This is a genomic window from Ruegeria sp. YTSA144 (genome assembly GCF_059610125.1).
Genome location: NZ_JBXWNA010000001.1, coordinates 676,208 through 690,824, shown reverse-complemented (window position 1 = coordinate 690,824; position 14,617 = coordinate 676,208). Strand labels below are relative to the sequence as shown.

Genomic DNA, 14,617 nt, shown 5'->3' with positions numbered 1-14,617 from the left:
GGGAAAGATGGACAAGGACAAGGAACAGGCCATAGCCCGCAAGGGCCGACATATCGGGGTGGTCATCGCCGTGACCATGCTGATCTGGCTTGCGATGAACCTGTTCATTGGCCCCGCGCTGGGTTTGACGACCCGGCACGCTCTGCTGTTTGATCTCGCTGCTCTGGCGGGGTTCATCTATGCGGGGATCAACATATTTCAACTCTGGCGCATGCGTCAGGACAGCTGAAGGTAACACGCGATGCTGAAGGATCAGGACCGGATCTTTACCAACATCTACGGGATGCATGAGCGCACGCTGAAAGGTGCGCAGGCCCGCGGGCATTGGGACGGCACTGCTGGCCTGATTGAAAAAGGTCGCGACTGGATTATCCAGACGATGAAAGACTCGGGCCTGCGTGGTCGCGGCGGCGCGGGCTTTCCAACCGGTCTGAAATGGTCGTTCATGCCCAAGGAAAGCGACGGACGCCCGTCCTATCTGGTGGTCAACGCGGACGAATCCGAACCCGGCACCTGCAAAGACCGCGAGATCATGCGCCATGATCCGCATACGCTGATCGAGGGCTGCCTGATCGCGTCTTTCGCCATGAACGCCCACACCTGCTATATCTACCTGCGTGGTGAGTACATCCGCGAACGCGAGGCGTTGCAGGCCGCGATTGACGAGGCCTATGACGCGGGTCTGCTGGGCAAGAACGCTGCCGGTTCGGGCTGGGATTTCGATATCTTGCTGCACCACGGGGCAGGCGCCTATATCTGTGGTGAGGAAACCGCGCTGATTGAAAGCCTCGAAGGTAAAAAGGGCATGCCGCGGATGAAGCCGCCGTTCCCCGCAGGTGCGGGGTTGTATGGCTGCCCGACGACCGTGAACAACGTCGAATCCATCGCTGTCGTGCCCACGATCCTGCGTCGTGGGGCGGATTGGTTCGCTGGCTTCGGTCGCCAGAACAACGCGGGCACCAAGCTGTTTGCAATTTCAGGCCATGTGAACTCCCCCTGCGTCGTGGAAGAGGCGATGTCGATTTCCTTCGAGGAGCTGATCGAGACCCATTGCGGCGGCATTCGCGGCGGCTGGGACAATCTGCTGGCGGTGATCCCCGGTGGATCCTCGGTTCCGTGTGTGCGCGGTGAGAACATGCGCGATGCGATCATGGATTTCGATTATCTGCGCAACGATCTGGGCTCCGGCCTTGGAACGGCGGCGGTGATCGTGATGGACAAGTCAACCGACATCATCAAGGCGATCTGGCGCCTGTCGAAATTCTACAAACACGAAAGCTGCGGCCAGTGCACGCCCTGCCGCGAAGGCACCGGCTGGATGATGCGGGTCATGGACCGTCTGGTGCGCGGCGAAGCTGAACTGGAAGAGATCGACATGCTGTTTGACGTGACAAAACAGGTCGAGGGTCACACGATCTGCGCGCTTGGCGATGCGGCAGCCTGGCCGATTCAGGGCTTGATCCGCAATTTCCGAGAAGAAATCGAAGACCGCATCAAGGCTCAGAAATCGGGCCGTTTGGGTGCGATGGCGGCGGAGTGAACGGGATGGACATGTTTGCAGAATACAGCCACGCGATTTCATCGGTTGTGCTTTTCACACTGGTGGTTCTGTTCCTGGCCCCGTTTTCAGCTTTGGCCAAGCAGGGCAAGGGCCTCGCGCCGGGGGCGACCCCTGAGCAGGATTATTCTGACAAGGCCTATCGTCTGAACCGGGCCTATCTGAACGGAACGGAAACGCTTCCGGCGTTTGTGGCCGTTGTGACCGCGGCGGTTTTGCTGGGCGTCAGCCCGTTCTGGGTCAATCTGCTGGCGTCTGTCGCTTTGGTTGCGCGGTTGGTGATGCTGGTGGTGCACATCAATGGCATAGGTAAGCCAAACAGTGGCTTGCGGTCCGTGCTGTATGTATTGGGCTGGGCCTGCATGTTGGTGATTGGGCTTATGGCATTGGTGGCGGCGTTCTGATGGCGACCCGGCAGACGAGAACACTAAGAGGGATAGTATGACGGCCCCAAAAACCCTTGTAGTCCTGCTGGCACTGGCAAGCGTGTCCGCCTGCGGCATCATCAAGCCGTCGGAAGATCGTCTTCTGTTCGATGGAAAGTCGTTCAAGGCGAAGGCGAAGCCGGTCGACAAGAAAGCATCGCCTACGGACTTTACCGTTGTGGTGAAAGGCGCGTCTGCGTCCTTGGACGGCGCGCGTGAAGCCGGGCGTCATGAAGGGACCAAGTTCTGTGTGCAGAATTTCGGGTCTTCGCGGATCGATTGGAAAGTGGGGCCGGATACCGAACCGCAAAACCTGCGCATCAGTGATGATCAATTGACCTTCGCGGGAAAATGCCAACGGCCATGACGCGCGGTTTTGCATATCACGACATGGATCGCGGGCCGCTATTGCCTAGCAAGACCGGACCAGTTCGTTTTGGAACTTCCAAAACGAAAGGAAAACCCATGTCTTTTGCAAAGACACTCACCCTGGCCGCCTTGATCACGTTTCCTGCCGTCGCAGAAGCAAAGCCGCCCTTGAGGGATGTCAAAGAGATCGACGACGAACTCTATTACATCGCCATCGCAAATGAAATTTCGGAATATTGCCCCTCGATCAGCGGGCGGCGATTGAAAGCGATCAGTGTGATGTGGGGGCTGCGCTCCAAAGCGAACAAACTGGGGTATTCGGACAGTGAAATCCGCTCATATGTCGACTCGGATACCGAGAAAGACCGGATGCGCGCCAAGGGCGAGGCGTATCTGGCTTCGAATGGCGTGACCTATGACAACCCCAACACATTCTGCACTCTGGGGCAGAAAGAAATCCAAAGAAACAGCGCCATTGGCGTTTATTTGAGGGCGAATTGAGAGCCATGTCTGACCTCCGCAAGATCAATATCGACGGACAGGAAATCGAAGTCGATGGCGCGATGACCCTGATCCAGGCTTGTGAACAAGCCGGGGTCGAAGTGCCGCGCTTTTGTTATCACGAGCGTCTGTCGATTGCTGGCAATTGCCGGATGTGCCTGGTCGAGGTCGTCGGCGGACCGCCGAAACCCGCGGCGTCGTGCGCGATGCAGGTGCGTGATCTGCGTCCGGGGCCTGAAGGGCAACCCCCGGAGGTCAAGACGAACTCTCCCATGGTCAAAAAGGCCCGCGAAGGCGTGATGGAGTTCCTGCTGATCAACCACCCTCTGGATTGCCCGATCTGCGATCAGGGTGGTGAATGCGACCTTCAGGATCAGGCGATGGCGTATGGCATGTCCGGATCCCGTTTCAAGGAAGCAAAGCGGGCAGTCGATGACCTGGATCTTGGCCCGCTTGTGGGCACGGCGATGACCCGCTGCATCAGCTGCACACGCTGCGTGCGCTTCACCACCGAAGTTGCCGGGATAACTCAGATGGGTCAGACCGGTCGCGGTGAGGATGCCGAGATCACCTCGTATCTCAACCAGACGCTGGATTCGAACTTGCAGGGCAACATCATCGATCTGTGCCCGGTCGGGGCGCTGACCTCCAAGCCGTATGCCTTCACCGCGCGTCCGTGGGAGTTGACCAAAACCGAAAGCATCGATGTGATGGATGCGTTGGGATCGAACATACGCGTCGATACCAAAGGCCGTGAAGTTATGCGGTTCCTGCCGCGCAATCATGACGGCGTGAACGAGGAATGGATCAGCGACAAGACCCGTTTCGTCTGGGATGGCCTGCGCCGTCAGCGTTTGGACAAGCCCTATGTCCGTGAAAACGGCAGGCTGCGCCCGGCCTCATGGCCCGAGGCGCTGACCAGGGCCGCAGAGGCGCTGAAAGGCGCCGAGAAACCTGCCGGTATCGTGGGCGATTTGGTGCCGGTCGAGGCAGCGTTTGCGCTGAAACAGATGATCGAAGGGCAGGGCGGTGTCGTCGAATGCCGCACCGATGGTGCCAAGCTTCCGGCGGGCAACCGAGGCGCTTACGCCGGAACCGCCGCGATTGAGGACATCGATACTGCGGAACGGATCCTGCTGATCGGAACCAACCCACGTGACGAAGCGCCTGTCCTGAACGCGCGCATTCGCAAGGCGTGGGCGCATGGGGCCGAAGTCGCTTTGGTCGGTCCTGCGGTGGATCTGACATATGAGTACCACCATGTTGGCGATGATCGAACAGCCCTGCAAAAGGTCATCGACATGGGCGGCGACGATGAGATCAGGAACAAACGTTCGTTGGTCATCATCGGGCAGGGCGCTTTGCAGGAAGCGGACGGTGCCGCCGTGCTGGCTGCTGCGCAAGCCATCGCGGCCAATACAGAAAGCGGTCTGATCGTTTTGCACACCGCAGCATCGCGCGTAGGTGCGATGGATGTGGACGCCACGAACGAAGGCGGAATGGACGCGATCAGCGCAGCGGATGTGATCTATAACCTAGGCGCGGACGAGGTCGAGATCGGCGAAGGCGCCTTTGTGATCTATCAGGGCAGCCATGGTGATCGTGGCGCGCACCGCGCGGATGTGATCCTGCCAGGCGCGGCCTATACCGAAGAAAACGGCCTGTTCGTAAATACCGAAGGCCGACCGCAACTGGCGATGCGGGCCGGGTTTGCTCCGGGTGAGGCGAAAGAAAACTGGGCTATCCTGCGCGCCTTGTCCGCCGAATTGAACGCAACGCTACCGTATGACACGCTGGCACAGTTGCGCACGGCGTTGATCGAGGCGGTTCCGCATCTGGCCCGCATCGACGAAGTGATCGAGAACGACGTGAAAGCTCTCGATGCCGGTACTTTGGGCAACGCAACTTTCCGCTATGCGATCAAGGACTTCTACCTGACCAACCCGATCGCACGGGCTTCACAGCTTATGGCCGAGTTGTCGGCACTGGCACAGGCCCGCAAATCCGAGAAGATCGCGGCGGAATGACCCAGACGTTTTTCATATCGCAGATCGGCGCATCCGGTGCCGGGCGGCAGTTGGCCGCGCCTTGTTTGCGTGTGAAACCGAATATTAAGGGTGGCGCAATGGCGGCAGATGCTGTTTACACCAACGCGCCGACCCAGCCGCAGTTTGCGCAGGCTTCTGGCCTTTGCATCGCGCGCGGAAAACGGAATACCCACGGTGTGAGGACCAATGGCTGAATTCTTTAACACCCCAGGCGGAATAGCCATCATCATTCTGGCGCAAGTGCTTGCCGTTGTTGCCTTTGTGATGATTTCACTGTTGTTCCTTGTTTACGGAGACCGCAAGATCTGGGCCGCTGTCCAGATGCGCCGCGGCCCCAACGTGGTTGGCGTCTACGGCCTGCTGCAATCGGTGGCGGATGCCCTGAAATATGTGGTGAAAGAGGTCGTCATTCCCGCGGGCGCCGACCGGACGGTCTTTATCCTCGCGCCGCTGACATCCTTCGTTCTGGCCATGATCGCCTGGGCGGTGATCCCGTTCAACGATGGCTGGGTTCTGTCGGATATCAACGTCGCGATCCTCTATGTATTCGCGGTGTCCTCTCTTGAGGTTTATGGCGTGATCATGGGCGGTTGGGCGTCGAACTCAAAGTACCCGTTCCTGGGCTCGCTGCGCTCGGCCGCGCAGATGATCTCCTACGAGGTTTCGATCGGCCTGATCATCATCGGCGTGATCATCTCGACCGGGTCGATGAATTTCGGTGACATCGTGCGCGCTCAGGATGGGCCGTTCGGGTTCTTCAGCTGGTATTGGCTGCCGCATTTCCCGATGGTGTTCCTGTTCTTCATCTCGGCCCTGGCCGAAACCAACCGACCCCCGTTTGACCTGCCCGAGGCGGAATCGGAACTGGTCGCCGGTTACCAGGTCGAATACTCGGCCACGCCTTTCCTGCTGTTCATGGCAGGCGAATACATCGCCATCTTCCTGATGTGCGCGCTGACTTCACTGCTGTTCTTCGGCGGCTGGCTGTCGCCGATTCCGGGCCTGCCCGATGGCGTGCTTTGGATGGTTGCCAAGATGGCGTTCTTCTTCTTCATCTTCGCAATGGTCAAGGCGATCACGCCCCGCTACCGCTATGACCAGCTGATGCGGCTGGGCTGGAAGGTCTTCCTGCCGTTCTCGCTGGCTTGGGTGGTTTTCGTGGCCTTTGCGGCGAAATTCGACTGGTTCTGGGGCGCGTTTGCGCGTTGGAGCGTAGGAGGCTGATATGACCCAAATCGACTATACCCGCGCTGCCAAATACTTCCTTCTGCAAGACTTCTGGGTCGGCATGAAACTGGGGTTGAAGTACTTCTTCGCGCCGAAGGCGACCCTCAACTACCCGCACGAAAAGGGCCCACTGTCGCCGCGGTTTCGCGGTGAACATGCCCTGCGTCGCTATCCTAACGGCGAAGAACGTTGCATTGCCTGCAAACTGTGCGAGGCGATTTGCCCGGCGCAGGCCATCACCATCGACGCCGAACCGCGCGACGACGGCAGCCGCCGCACCACACGCTATGACATCGACATGACCAAATGCATCTATTGCGGTTTCTGCCAGGAGGCCTGCCCGGTCGATGCCATCGTCGAAGGCCCGAATTTCGAATTCGCAACGGAAACCCGGGAAGAGCTGTTCTATGACAAGGAAAAGCTGCTGGATAACGGCGAGCGCTGGGAAGCCGAGATTGCCCGCAATCTGGAAATGGACGCGCCGTACAGATGAGCAAGAAGCTGACACTTGTTAGAGATCATTTCTGGTTGCTCCTGCTATTTGTTGGAGCTCCTACAGTCAAATGGTGGATTGATCCGGAAAAAACGTTCGTGCAGGTATTCGCTCCCTATGCGGTTGTTCTGGCGTTCTTTGGGTGGTTCGCCATTGCCTATAAAACGATCACTAAAATCAAAAATCCTGTGTTGGGTTGGTCCATGGTAGTTATTGGAATCTCCGCTCTTCTCTATTCATTTAGATGGTTGGAGTTCGTGGCATGACTGACAGCCCGACAAACCCGTTCGAGCTGATGATGAAGCAGGCTCAGGACATGGCCAAGGCGATGAACCCGGCGATGGAAAATTTCTCGCCCAAAGGGTTCGAGGCGCTGTGGCCGACCATGCCCAAAGAGGTCATGGAGATGATGTTTGGCAATACCGTCAACAAGGACGGGCTGGATGCCAAGACCCGCCTGCTGCTGACGCTGGCCGGGCTGACCTGTCAGGGCGCTCAGGCGGACTCGGCTGTACGGCAGACTGTGCGCCACGCGCTTGAGGCCGGGGCCAAGAAACAAGAGATCGTGGAAACGATCGGTCAGATGTCGGTCTTTGCCGGCATCCCGGCCATGACCCGCGCGCTGGATCTGGCGCAAGAGGTCATGGGCGACAACGAGGATGAGGATCAATGACCGTCTTTGCCTTCTACCTGTTTGCCATCAGCGCCATCACCGGCGGGCTGTTCACGGTGATCAGCCGCCAGCCGGTGCACTCGGTGCTGTGGCTGATCCTGTCTTTCCTGTCCTCGGCGGGGCTGTTCGTGTTGCTGGGGGCCGAGTTCGTGGCGATGCTGCTGATTATCGTCTATGTCGGCGCGGTCGCGGTGCTGTTCCTGTTTGTGGTGATGATGCTGGACGTAGACTTTGCCGAGCTCAAGGCCGAGATGGCGCGCTATATGCCGCTGGCCCTGCTGATCGGTCTGGTGATCCTGATGCAGTTTGTCATGGCCTTCGGCGCATGGGACAGCGCGCAAGGTGCGGCGACCAACCTGGCACAGCCGGTGCCAGTGGATCGCCACAACACCGAGGCGCTTGGCGTCATCCTTTACGATCAATACTTCCTTCTGTTCCAGCTTGCGGGCCTGATCCTGCTGGTCGCCATGATCGGAGCCATCGTGTTGACCCTGCGCCACCGTCAGGACATCAAGCGTCAGGACATCGTCGGCCAGATGATGCGCGACCCAGCCAAGGCGATGGAGTTGAAGGACGTGAAACCGGGGCAGGGGTTGTGAGACACACATTGCTTCTTCCTTCTCTCGTAATTTGTGGTGCGGCGGTGCATGCGGGAACCAACGCTCCACAGCTTGAGTTGCCGTGCCATGGCTTCGATGGATCGTATGATGTCGAAGTCCCGGGTATTGCCGATTGGTGGTTTGTTGACGAGGCGGGGTGTCCGAATCCAGGGGCGTCTTGGACGGTCGTTTCATGCACCTCGGGTGAAACTTTGGATGTTCGGATCAGCGGACAGAGATCAGACGGACAGTGGATTGATCTAAGGGCCTATGTGGATGCGCTTAGAGAAGAATATGCCAATCTCGACACACCTCCGAAGCTGACAAAAATTATCTCCGACCTTGAGGCTATCGGTGCTGAACCAATTGTACGCTCTGAGCCACTTGATCCCGAGAATTTTTGCAAAATGGGAACTGTCTCAAATGAAGGCGAGGCGAAGCTATGATCGGACTTGAACACTATCTTACGGTCGCGGCGACGCTGTTCGTCATCGGCATCTTCGGTCTCTTCCTGAACCGCAAGAACGTCATCATCCTGCTGATGAGCATCGAACTGATGCTGCTGGCGGTGAATATCAACCTCGTGGCGTTTTCCAGTTTCCTCGGCGATCTGGTCGGGCAGGTGTTTACGCTGTTCGTGCTGACCGTTGCGGCGGCCGAGGCGGCGATTGGTCTGGCCATTCTGGTCTGCTTCTTCCGCAACCGCGGCACCATCGCGGTTGAAGACGTCAATATGATGAAGGGGTAAGGGATCATGGAAACCACAATCCTCTTTGCCCCGCTCGTGGGCGCGCTGATCTGCGGCTTTGGCTGGAAGTTCATAGGCGAGAAAGCGGCCATGTGGACGGCCACGGGCCTGCTGTTTCTGGCCTGTCTGCTGTCGTGGATCGTGTTCTTCACCTTCGACGGGCACACACAACAGATCGAGATCATGCGCTGGATCGAAAGCGGATCGCTCTCGACCTCGTGGGCCATTCGTCTGGACCGGCTGACCGCCATCATGCTGATCGTGGTCACCACGGTTTCGGCGCTCGTGCATCTCTACAGCTTCGGCTACATGGATCACGACCCGCAATGGCGCGAAGGCGAAAGCTATAAGCCGCGCTTCTTTGCCTATCTGTCCTTCTTTACCTTCGCCATGCTGATGCTGGTGACGGCGGACAACCTGGTGCAGATGTTCTTTGGCTGGGAGGGCGTGGGTGTCGCATCCTACCTGCTGATCGGCTTCTACTATCGCAAGCCGTCGGCAAATGCGGCGGCGATGAAGGCCTTCATCGTGAACCGTGTGGGTGACTTTGGCTTTGCGCTGGGCATCTTTGCGCTGTTCTTCCTGACCGACAGCATCAATTTCTCGGACATCTTTGCCTCGGCGCCTGCGTTGGCAGAAGAAAAGCTGCATTTCCTGTGGGGCGAATGGACCGCCGTCGAAGTCATCTGTGTTCTGTTGTTCATCGGCGCGATGGGTAAATCGGCGCAGCTGATCCTGCACACCTGGTTGCCCGACGCGATGGAAGGTCCGACGCCCGTGTCGGCCCTGATCCACGCCGCGACCATGGTGACGGCGGGCGTGTTCCTCGTCTGCCGCATGTCTCCGCTGATGGAATTCGCGCCGGGCGCGACCGGGTTCATCACCTTCCTTGGGGCTTCGACAGCGTTCTTTGCGGCAACCGTGGGTCTGGTACAGACCGATATCAAGCGCGTCATTGCGTATTCGACCTGTTCCCAGCTGGGATACATGTTCGTTGCCGCCGGTGTCGGCATGTACTCGGCGGCCATGTTCCACCTGCTGACGCACGCTTTCTTCAAGGCGCTGTTGTTCCTTGGCGCGGGGTCGGTGATCCACGCCATGCATCACGAGCAGGAGATGACGGAGTACGGCGGTCTGCGCAAAAAGATCCCCTATACCTTCTGGGCGATGATGATCGGTACGCTGGCCATCACGGGTGTCGGCATTCCGCTTACCACGATCGGTTTTGCCGGGTTCCTGTCGAAGGACGCGATTATCGAAAGCGCCTATGCTGGCGGCACTGGCTATGCCTTCTGGATGCTGGTGATCGCGGCGATGTTCACCTCGTTCTACAGCTGGCGTCTGATCTTCCTGACCTTCTACGGCAAACCGCGTGGGGACAAGCACACCCACGACCACGCACATGAAAGCCCGATGACCATGTTGGTGCCTTTGGGCGTGTTGTCACTGGGTGCGGTGTTTGCCGGAATGATCTGGTATGGCAATTTCTTCGGCCATGCGGACAAGGTCGGCAAGTTCTACGGTATTCCGGTGGCAGAAGCGTCAGAACATGCCGAGGCCGGTGATCATGCTGCGGCGGATGCTTCGCACGGTGAAGACAGCCATGCCGATGAAAGCCACGCGGCTGACAGCCATGCCGACAATGCAGAACATGGCGAGAAAGACGCGCATGGCGGTGACCATCATTATGTGTTCGCGGGCAAGCCGGGTGAGGGTGCTCTCTATATGGCACCAGACAACCATGTTCTGGACGACGCGCACGCCGCGCCGAAATGGGTCAAGTTTTCGCCGTTCGCTGCCATGTTGCTTGGCTTTGTGGTCGCGTACTGGTTCTACATCGTGAATACGTCGCTACCGGCACGTCTGGCCGCCAACCAGCGTCCTCTGTACCTGTTCCTGCTGAACAAATGGTACTTTGACGAGATTTACGATGCGATCTTCGTCAAACCCACCGTCGCGCTTGGCCGCTTCCTGTGGAAACGCGGTGACGGCAATACAATCGATGGCTTCCTGAACGGAGTAGCAATGGGCGTTGTTCCCTTCTTCACCCGCCTCGCCGGCAAGGCGCAGACCGGGTACATCTTTACCTATGCCTTCTGGATGGTGCTGGGCATCGCGGCCCTTGTGACCTGGATGTCGATCGGCGGAGGGGCCCACTAATGGACTATATCCTTTCGATCGTCACGTTTATCCCCGCCTTCGCCGCAGGCATTCTGGCCTTGTTCCTACAGGGTGACGATGCAGCGGCACAGCGGAACGCCAAGTGGACTGCTCTGCTGGCCACCACTGTGACCTTCCTGGTTTCCATCGGCATCTATACAGGCTTTGACCCGTCGAACCCCGGCTTCCAGATGGTGGAAGAGGGTGAGTGGCTGATGGGCCTCAAGTACAAGATGGGTGTTGATGGCATCAGTGTTCTGTTCGTCCTGCTGACCACCTTCATCATGCCGCTGACCATCCTGGCCAGCTGGAATGTCACGGATCGCGTCAAGGAATATATGGTTGCCTTCCTGCTGCTGGAAACGCTGATGCTGGGCGTCTTCATGGCGCTTGATCTGGTGCTGTTCTACCTGTTCTTCGAAGCGGGCCTGATCCCGATGTTCCTGATCATCGGGATCTGGGGTGGCAAGGATCGGATCTACGCCAGCTTCAAGTTCTTCCTCTACACCTTCCTTGGCTCGGTCCTGATGCTGGTGGCCATGGTTGCAATGTATGCCGATGCAGGCACCACGGACATAGCCGCGCTCATGGCGCACCAGTTCTCGTCCGAGGGCTTCAGCGTGCTGGGTATCTATGTTGTCGGCGGCATGCAGACCCTGATGTTCCTGGCCTTCTTTGCCTCTTTCGCGGTGAAAATGCCGATGTGGCCGGTGCATACCTGGTTGCCGGACGCCCACGTTCAGGCGCCCACGGCGGGCTCGGTCGTACTGGCGGCGATCCTTCTGAAGATGGGCGGCTATGGCTTCCTGCGGTTCAGCCTGCCGATGTTCCCGGTGGGTTCGGCCGTGATGACCGATCTGGTGCTGTGGATGTCTGCCATCGCGGTTGTCTATACCTCGCTGGTGGCGCTAGTGCAGGAGGATATGAAAAAGCTGATCGCGTATTCCTCGGTCGCGCATATGGGCTTTGTGACCATGGGCATCTTTGCTGCGAACCAGCAGGGCATTGACGGAGCGATCTTCCAGATGCTCAGCCACGGGTTCATCTCGGCCGCGCTCTTCCTCTGTGTCGGCGTGATCTATGACCGGATGCACACCCGCGACATCGAGGCTTATGGCGGTCTGGTGATCCGGATGCCTGCATACGCGCTGGTCTTCATGCTGTTTACCATGGCCAATGTCGGCCTGCCGGGCACATCGGGCTTCATCGGCGAATTCCTGACCCTGATGGGCGCGTTCCAGGTCAACACCTGGGTAACGGCGGTGGCCGCGACCGGTGTGATCTTCTCGGCGGCTTATGCGCTGTGGCTCTACCGCCGGGTCGTGTTTGGCGATCTGATCAAGGAAAGCCTCAAGGCGATGACCGACATGAGCACGCGCGAGCGGTTGATCTTCGCCCCGCTGATCGTGATGACCATCCTGCTGGGTGTCTACCCGTCGCTGGTGACCGATGTGATCGGGCAATCCACAGCGGCGCTGATTTCGAACTATGACACGGCTCTGGCCGCGGCTGAGGCTGCGACCCAGACAGCCGCTTCGCATTAAGGGAGCTTTGGAGACATGATCCAGGCTGATCTGACAATTATCCTGCCGGAAATCGTTCTGGCGCTTTATGCGATGGCGGCGCTGCTGGGGGCTGTCTATACGACAAAGGACGGGCTGGCGCCTCTGCTGGTCTGGACCACGGCAGGTCTTATGGCCCTTCTGGCAATCTGGATTGCAACTCAGGGTGAGGGTACAAACGTCGCCTTCAACGGCATGTTCGTCGATGACGGCTTTGCCCGCTTTGCCAAGGTTGCCATCCTGCTGTCGGCGGGTGCCGTTCTGGTCATGAGCCAGGAATACATGGCGCGCCGTGATCTGCTGCGATTTGAATACCCGTTGCTGGTGGCACTGGCCGCCGTGGGTATGATGATGATGGTCAGCGCGGGGGATCTGATGTCCCTGTATATGGGCCTCGAGCTGCAATCGCTGTCTCTCTATGTCGTGGCGGCACTGCGTCGTGACAGTGCAAAATCGACCGAGGCAGGTCTGAAGTATTTCGTGCTGGGTGCGCTGAGCTCGGGTCTGCTGCTTTATGGTGCGTCGCTGGTCTATGGCTTCACCGGTACAACGTTGTTCTCGGGCATCATCCAGACAGTTCACCACGGCGATGTTTCGCTGGGTCTGCTGTTTGGCCTGATCTTCCTGATCTCGGGTCTGGCCTTCAAGGTCTCGGCTGTTCCGTTTCATATGTGGACACCGGACGTTTACGAAGGTTCGCCTACGCCGATCACGGCCTTCTTTGCCACGGCGCCCAAGGTTGCGGCGATGGCGTTGTTCGCGCGCCTGTTGCATGACGCGTTCGGCGGCATTGTCAAAGACTGGCAGCAAGTGATTGTCCTGCTATCTGTCCTGTCGATGTTGCTGGGTGCCGTGGCCGCGATCGGGCAGCGCGATATCAAGCGTCTGATGGCGTTTTCGTCCATCGCCCATATGGGCTATGCGCTGATTGGCCTGGCCGCCGGCACCGAGCTGGGTATCAAGGCGATGCTGATGTATCTGGCCATCTACGTGACCATGAATATCGGCACCTTCGCCTTCATTCTGATGATGGAACGTGACGGTAAACCCATCACCGACATTGACGCTCTGCGCCAGTATTCAAAGCGTGATCCGGGCAAGGCGCTGGCGGTGCTGATCCTGATGTTCAGCCTTGCGGGCGTACCTCCGATGCTTGGTTTCTTTGCGAAATTCGGCGTCTGGCAGGCCGGTGTCAGTGCTGGTTTGACCGGGCTTGTGATCGTCTCGGCCATCGCTTCGGTCATCGGGGCCTTCTATTACCTGCGGATCGTGTTCTACATGTATTTTGGGGCCGAGAACGAAGAGCCGATCGAAACCCGGTCGACCCCTGTTCTGTGGGTGGCATTGATGGGGTCTGCGGCCCTGATGCTGATCGGTATCTTCTATCAGTTCGGCGTCGAGGGCGCGGCAGCAGCCGCGGCGGCCACGCTTGTCAACTGATCGTATTGCACAACCGGAAAGAGGGGCTCGGTCGCGCGACCGGGCCTTTTTGATATGACAAAATGGCCCCAAGGCTATGGCCTGCACGAGGTGCAGGAAGTCGACAGTACGCTGAACGAAGCGGCGCGGATTGCTCCGAATGCGCGTGGTCCCGTCTGGATCATGGCGCATCATCAGACGGCCGCGCGTGGGCGGCGCGGACGAAGCTGGGCCAACCCGATGGGCAACCTGGCGGCGACCTTGCTGATGCGTCCTCAGGGCGTGCCGGAACAGGCGGCCTTGCGCAGTTTCGTGGCGGCGCTGGCACTTTTTGACGCGTGTGTCGCCGTTACCGGGCGGGCTGCCGGACTGTCGCTGAAATGGCCCAATGACGTGCTGCTGAACGGTGGCAAGCTTGCCGGTATCCTTTTGGAAAGCACGGGGCAGGGGCGTGGTGTCGCGCATCTGTCCATCGGCATCGGAGTAAATCTGGCCAATGCCCCGGATGCCGACGCGGTAGAGCCCGGCGCGCTCCGCCCCGTTTCACTTTTGTCGGAAACCGGTGCGCATGTCTCGCCCGAGGACTTTTTGACTGAACTGGCCGCGGCCTACGCCAACTACGAAACCCAATTCGTTACCTATGGGTTCGAACCGATCCGCACCGCCTGGCTGTCCCGCGCGGCCCGGTTGGGCGAGGTCATCACCGCGCGGACCGGAACGTCAGAAACGGTTGGGACCTTCGAAACGGTGGACGCAAGCGGTAACCTTGTCTTAAACACCGCCAAGGGCCGCGTGAGCATTCCTGCGGCGGATGTCTTTTTCTGAGAGGGGCGCA

The 14,617-nt window shown here is 58.8% G+C and carries 17 protein-coding genes; all 17 read left to right on the top strand.

The annotated features are described in order from the left end of the window. The first annotated feature begins 7 nt into the window (after positions 1-7). Positions 8-229: a DUF5337 domain-containing protein gene (locus AC2FF8_RS03560; RefSeq protein ID WP_171092174.1), complete on the top strand. Its 222-nt coding sequence runs from the start codon at positions 8-10 to the stop codon at positions 227-229. Positions 230-241: 12 nt separating this feature from the next. Continuing rightward, positions 242-1,540 carry an NADH-quinone oxidoreductase subunit NuoF gene (nuoF, locus tag AC2FF8_RS03555; RefSeq protein ID WP_496878933.1) on the top strand — a complete coding sequence of 433 codons (1,299 nt, stop codon included), beginning with the start codon at positions 242-244 and terminating at the stop codon, positions 1,538-1,540. Positions 1,541-1,545: 5 nt separating this feature from the next. Then, the gene (locus AC2FF8_RS03550; protein ID WP_257599037.1) at positions 1,546-1,962 is read left to right on the top strand and encodes an MAPEG family protein; all 417 of its coding nucleotides are present in this window, start codon (positions 1,546-1,548) and stop codon (positions 1,960-1,962) included. 37 nt (positions 1,963-1,999) lie between these two features. Continuing rightward, positions 2,000-2,350 (top strand): hypothetical protein, encoded by a 351-nt coding sequence (locus AC2FF8_RS03545; RefSeq protein ID WP_425078561.1) that lies wholly within the window; start codon positions 2,000-2,002, stop codon positions 2,348-2,350. A 98-nt stretch (positions 2,351-2,448) separates the two neighbouring features. Continuing rightward, positions 2,449-2,853 (top strand): DUF5333 domain-containing protein, encoded by a 405-nt coding sequence (locus AC2FF8_RS03540; RefSeq protein ID WP_170343786.1) that lies wholly within the window; start codon positions 2,449-2,451, stop codon positions 2,851-2,853. Positions 2,854-2,858: 5 nt separating this feature from the next. After that, complete coding sequence (gene nuoG, locus AC2FF8_RS03535) at positions 2,859-4,880, top strand: NADH-quinone oxidoreductase subunit NuoG (protein WP_496871896.1); 2,022 nt, start codon at positions 2,859-2,861, stop codon at positions 4,878-4,880. Positions 4,881-5,087: 207 nt separating this feature from the next. Continuing rightward, a complete protein-coding gene (nuoH, locus tag AC2FF8_RS03530) occupies positions 5,088-6,125 on the top strand; it encodes an NADH-quinone oxidoreductase subunit NuoH (RefSeq protein WP_496878932.1) in 1,038 nt (345 codons plus the stop codon). A gap of 1 nt (position 6,126) precedes the next feature. Beyond that, positions 6,127-6,621 carry an NADH-quinone oxidoreductase subunit NuoI gene (gene nuoI, locus AC2FF8_RS03525; protein ID WP_496878931.1) on the top strand — a complete coding sequence of 165 codons (495 nt, stop codon included), beginning with the start codon at positions 6,127-6,129 and terminating at the stop codon, positions 6,619-6,621. Further along, positions 6,618-6,887 carry a hypothetical protein gene (locus AC2FF8_RS03520; protein WP_496878930.1) on the top strand — a complete coding sequence of 90 codons (270 nt, stop codon included), beginning with the start codon at positions 6,618-6,620 and terminating at the stop codon, positions 6,885-6,887. Before nuoI ends, AC2FF8_RS03520 begins: the two co-directional genes overlap by 4 nt. After that, positions 6,884-7,294 carry a carboxymuconolactone decarboxylase family protein gene (locus tag AC2FF8_RS03515; RefSeq protein ID WP_170545589.1) on the top strand — a complete coding sequence of 137 codons (411 nt, stop codon included), beginning with the start codon at positions 6,884-6,886 and terminating at the stop codon, positions 7,292-7,294. Before AC2FF8_RS03520 ends, AC2FF8_RS03515 begins: the two co-directional genes overlap by 4 nt. Next, complete coding sequence (locus tag AC2FF8_RS03510) at positions 7,291-7,893, top strand: NADH-quinone oxidoreductase subunit J (protein WP_496878929.1); 603 nt, start codon at positions 7,291-7,293, stop codon at positions 7,891-7,893. The genes AC2FF8_RS03515 and AC2FF8_RS03510 overlap by 4 nt, the downstream gene beginning before the upstream one ends. A gap of 8 nt (positions 7,894-7,901) precedes the next feature. Then, on the top strand, positions 7,902-8,339 hold the full coding sequence (locus AC2FF8_RS03505; protein WP_496878928.1) for a hypothetical protein: 438 nt from the start codon (positions 7,902-7,904) through the stop codon (positions 8,337-8,339). After that, on the top strand, positions 8,336-8,641 hold the full coding sequence (gene nuoK / locus AC2FF8_RS03500) for an NADH-quinone oxidoreductase subunit NuoK (protein ID WP_005984024.1): 306 nt from the start codon (positions 8,336-8,338) through the stop codon (positions 8,639-8,641). Before AC2FF8_RS03505 ends, nuoK begins: the two co-directional genes overlap by 4 nt. Before the next feature lie 6 nt (positions 8,642-8,647). Continuing rightward, a complete protein-coding gene (gene nuoL, locus AC2FF8_RS03495) occupies positions 8,648-10,801 on the top strand; it encodes an NADH-quinone oxidoreductase subunit L (protein ID WP_496878927.1) in 2,154 nt (717 codons plus the stop codon). Then, the gene (locus AC2FF8_RS03490; RefSeq protein ID WP_496878926.1) at positions 10,801-12,345 is read left to right on the top strand and encodes an NADH-quinone oxidoreductase subunit M; all 1,545 of its coding nucleotides are present in this window, start codon (positions 10,801-10,803) and stop codon (positions 12,343-12,345) included. Before nuoL ends, AC2FF8_RS03490 begins: the two co-directional genes overlap by 1 nt. A 15-nt stretch (positions 12,346-12,360) precedes the next feature. Then, on the top strand, positions 12,361-13,803 hold the full coding sequence (nuoN, locus tag AC2FF8_RS03485; RefSeq protein WP_117868412.1) for an NADH-quinone oxidoreductase subunit NuoN: 1,443 nt from the start codon (positions 12,361-12,363) through the stop codon (positions 13,801-13,803). A gap of 54 nt (positions 13,804-13,857) precedes the next feature. Further along, positions 13,858-14,607: a biotin--[acetyl-CoA-carboxylase] ligase gene (locus AC2FF8_RS03480; protein WP_496878925.1), complete on the top strand. Its 750-nt coding sequence runs from the start codon at positions 13,858-13,860 to the stop codon at positions 14,605-14,607. Positions 14,608-14,617 lie beyond the last annotated feature (10 nt).

What these genes read in the sequence shown, in the direction of transcription:
- nuoK (WP_005984024.1), top strand. Translation starts at nt 8,336, where the DNA reads ATGATCGGACTTGAACACTATCTTACGGTCGCGGCGACGCTGTTCGTC.
- nuoL (WP_496878927.1), top strand. Translation starts at nt 8,648, where the DNA reads ATGGAAACCACAATCCTCTTTGCCCCGCTCGTGGGCGCGCTGATCTGC.
- AC2FF8_RS03545 (WP_425078561.1), top strand. Translation starts at nt 2,000, where the DNA reads ATGACGGCCCCAAAAACCCTTGTAGTCCTGCTGGCACTGGCAAGCGTG.
- nuoN (WP_117868412.1), top strand. Translation starts at nt 12,361, where the DNA reads ATGATCCAGGCTGATCTGACAATTATCCTGCCGGAAATCGTTCTGGCG.
- AC2FF8_RS03520 (WP_496878930.1), top strand. Translation starts at nt 6,618, where the DNA reads ATGAGCAAGAAGCTGACACTTGTTAGAGATCATTTCTGGTTGCTCCTG.
- AC2FF8_RS03490 (WP_496878926.1), top strand. Translation starts at nt 10,801, where the DNA reads ATGGACTATATCCTTTCGATCGTCACGTTTATCCCCGCCTTCGCCGCA.
- AC2FF8_RS03560 (WP_171092174.1), top strand. Translation starts at nt 8, where the DNA reads ATGGACAAGGACAAGGAACAGGCCATAGCCCGCAAGGGCCGACATATC.
- AC2FF8_RS03480 (WP_496878925.1), top strand. Translation starts at nt 13,858, where the DNA reads ATGACAAAATGGCCCCAAGGCTATGGCCTGCACGAGGTGCAGGAAGTC.
- AC2FF8_RS03550 (WP_257599037.1), top strand. Translation starts at nt 1,546, where the DNA reads ATGGACATGTTTGCAGAATACAGCCACGCGATTTCATCGGTTGTGCTT.
- nuoI (WP_496878931.1), top strand. Translation starts at nt 6,127, where the DNA reads ATGACCCAAATCGACTATACCCGCGCTGCCAAATACTTCCTTCTGCAA.
- nuoH (WP_496878932.1), top strand. Translation starts at nt 5,088, where the DNA reads ATGGCTGAATTCTTTAACACCCCAGGCGGAATAGCCATCATCATTCTG.
- nuoF (WP_496878933.1), top strand. Translation starts at nt 242, where the DNA reads ATGCTGAAGGATCAGGACCGGATCTTTACCAACATCTACGGGATGCAT.
- AC2FF8_RS03510 (WP_496878929.1), top strand. Translation starts at nt 7,291, where the DNA reads ATGACCGTCTTTGCCTTCTACCTGTTTGCCATCAGCGCCATCACCGGC.
- AC2FF8_RS03515 (WP_170545589.1), top strand. Translation starts at nt 6,884, where the DNA reads ATGACTGACAGCCCGACAAACCCGTTCGAGCTGATGATGAAGCAGGCT.
- nuoG (WP_496871896.1), top strand. Translation starts at nt 2,859, where the DNA reads ATGTCTGACCTCCGCAAGATCAATATCGACGGACAGGAAATCGAAGTC.
- AC2FF8_RS03540 (WP_170343786.1), top strand. Translation starts at nt 2,449, where the DNA reads ATGTCTTTTGCAAAGACACTCACCCTGGCCGCCTTGATCACGTTTCCT.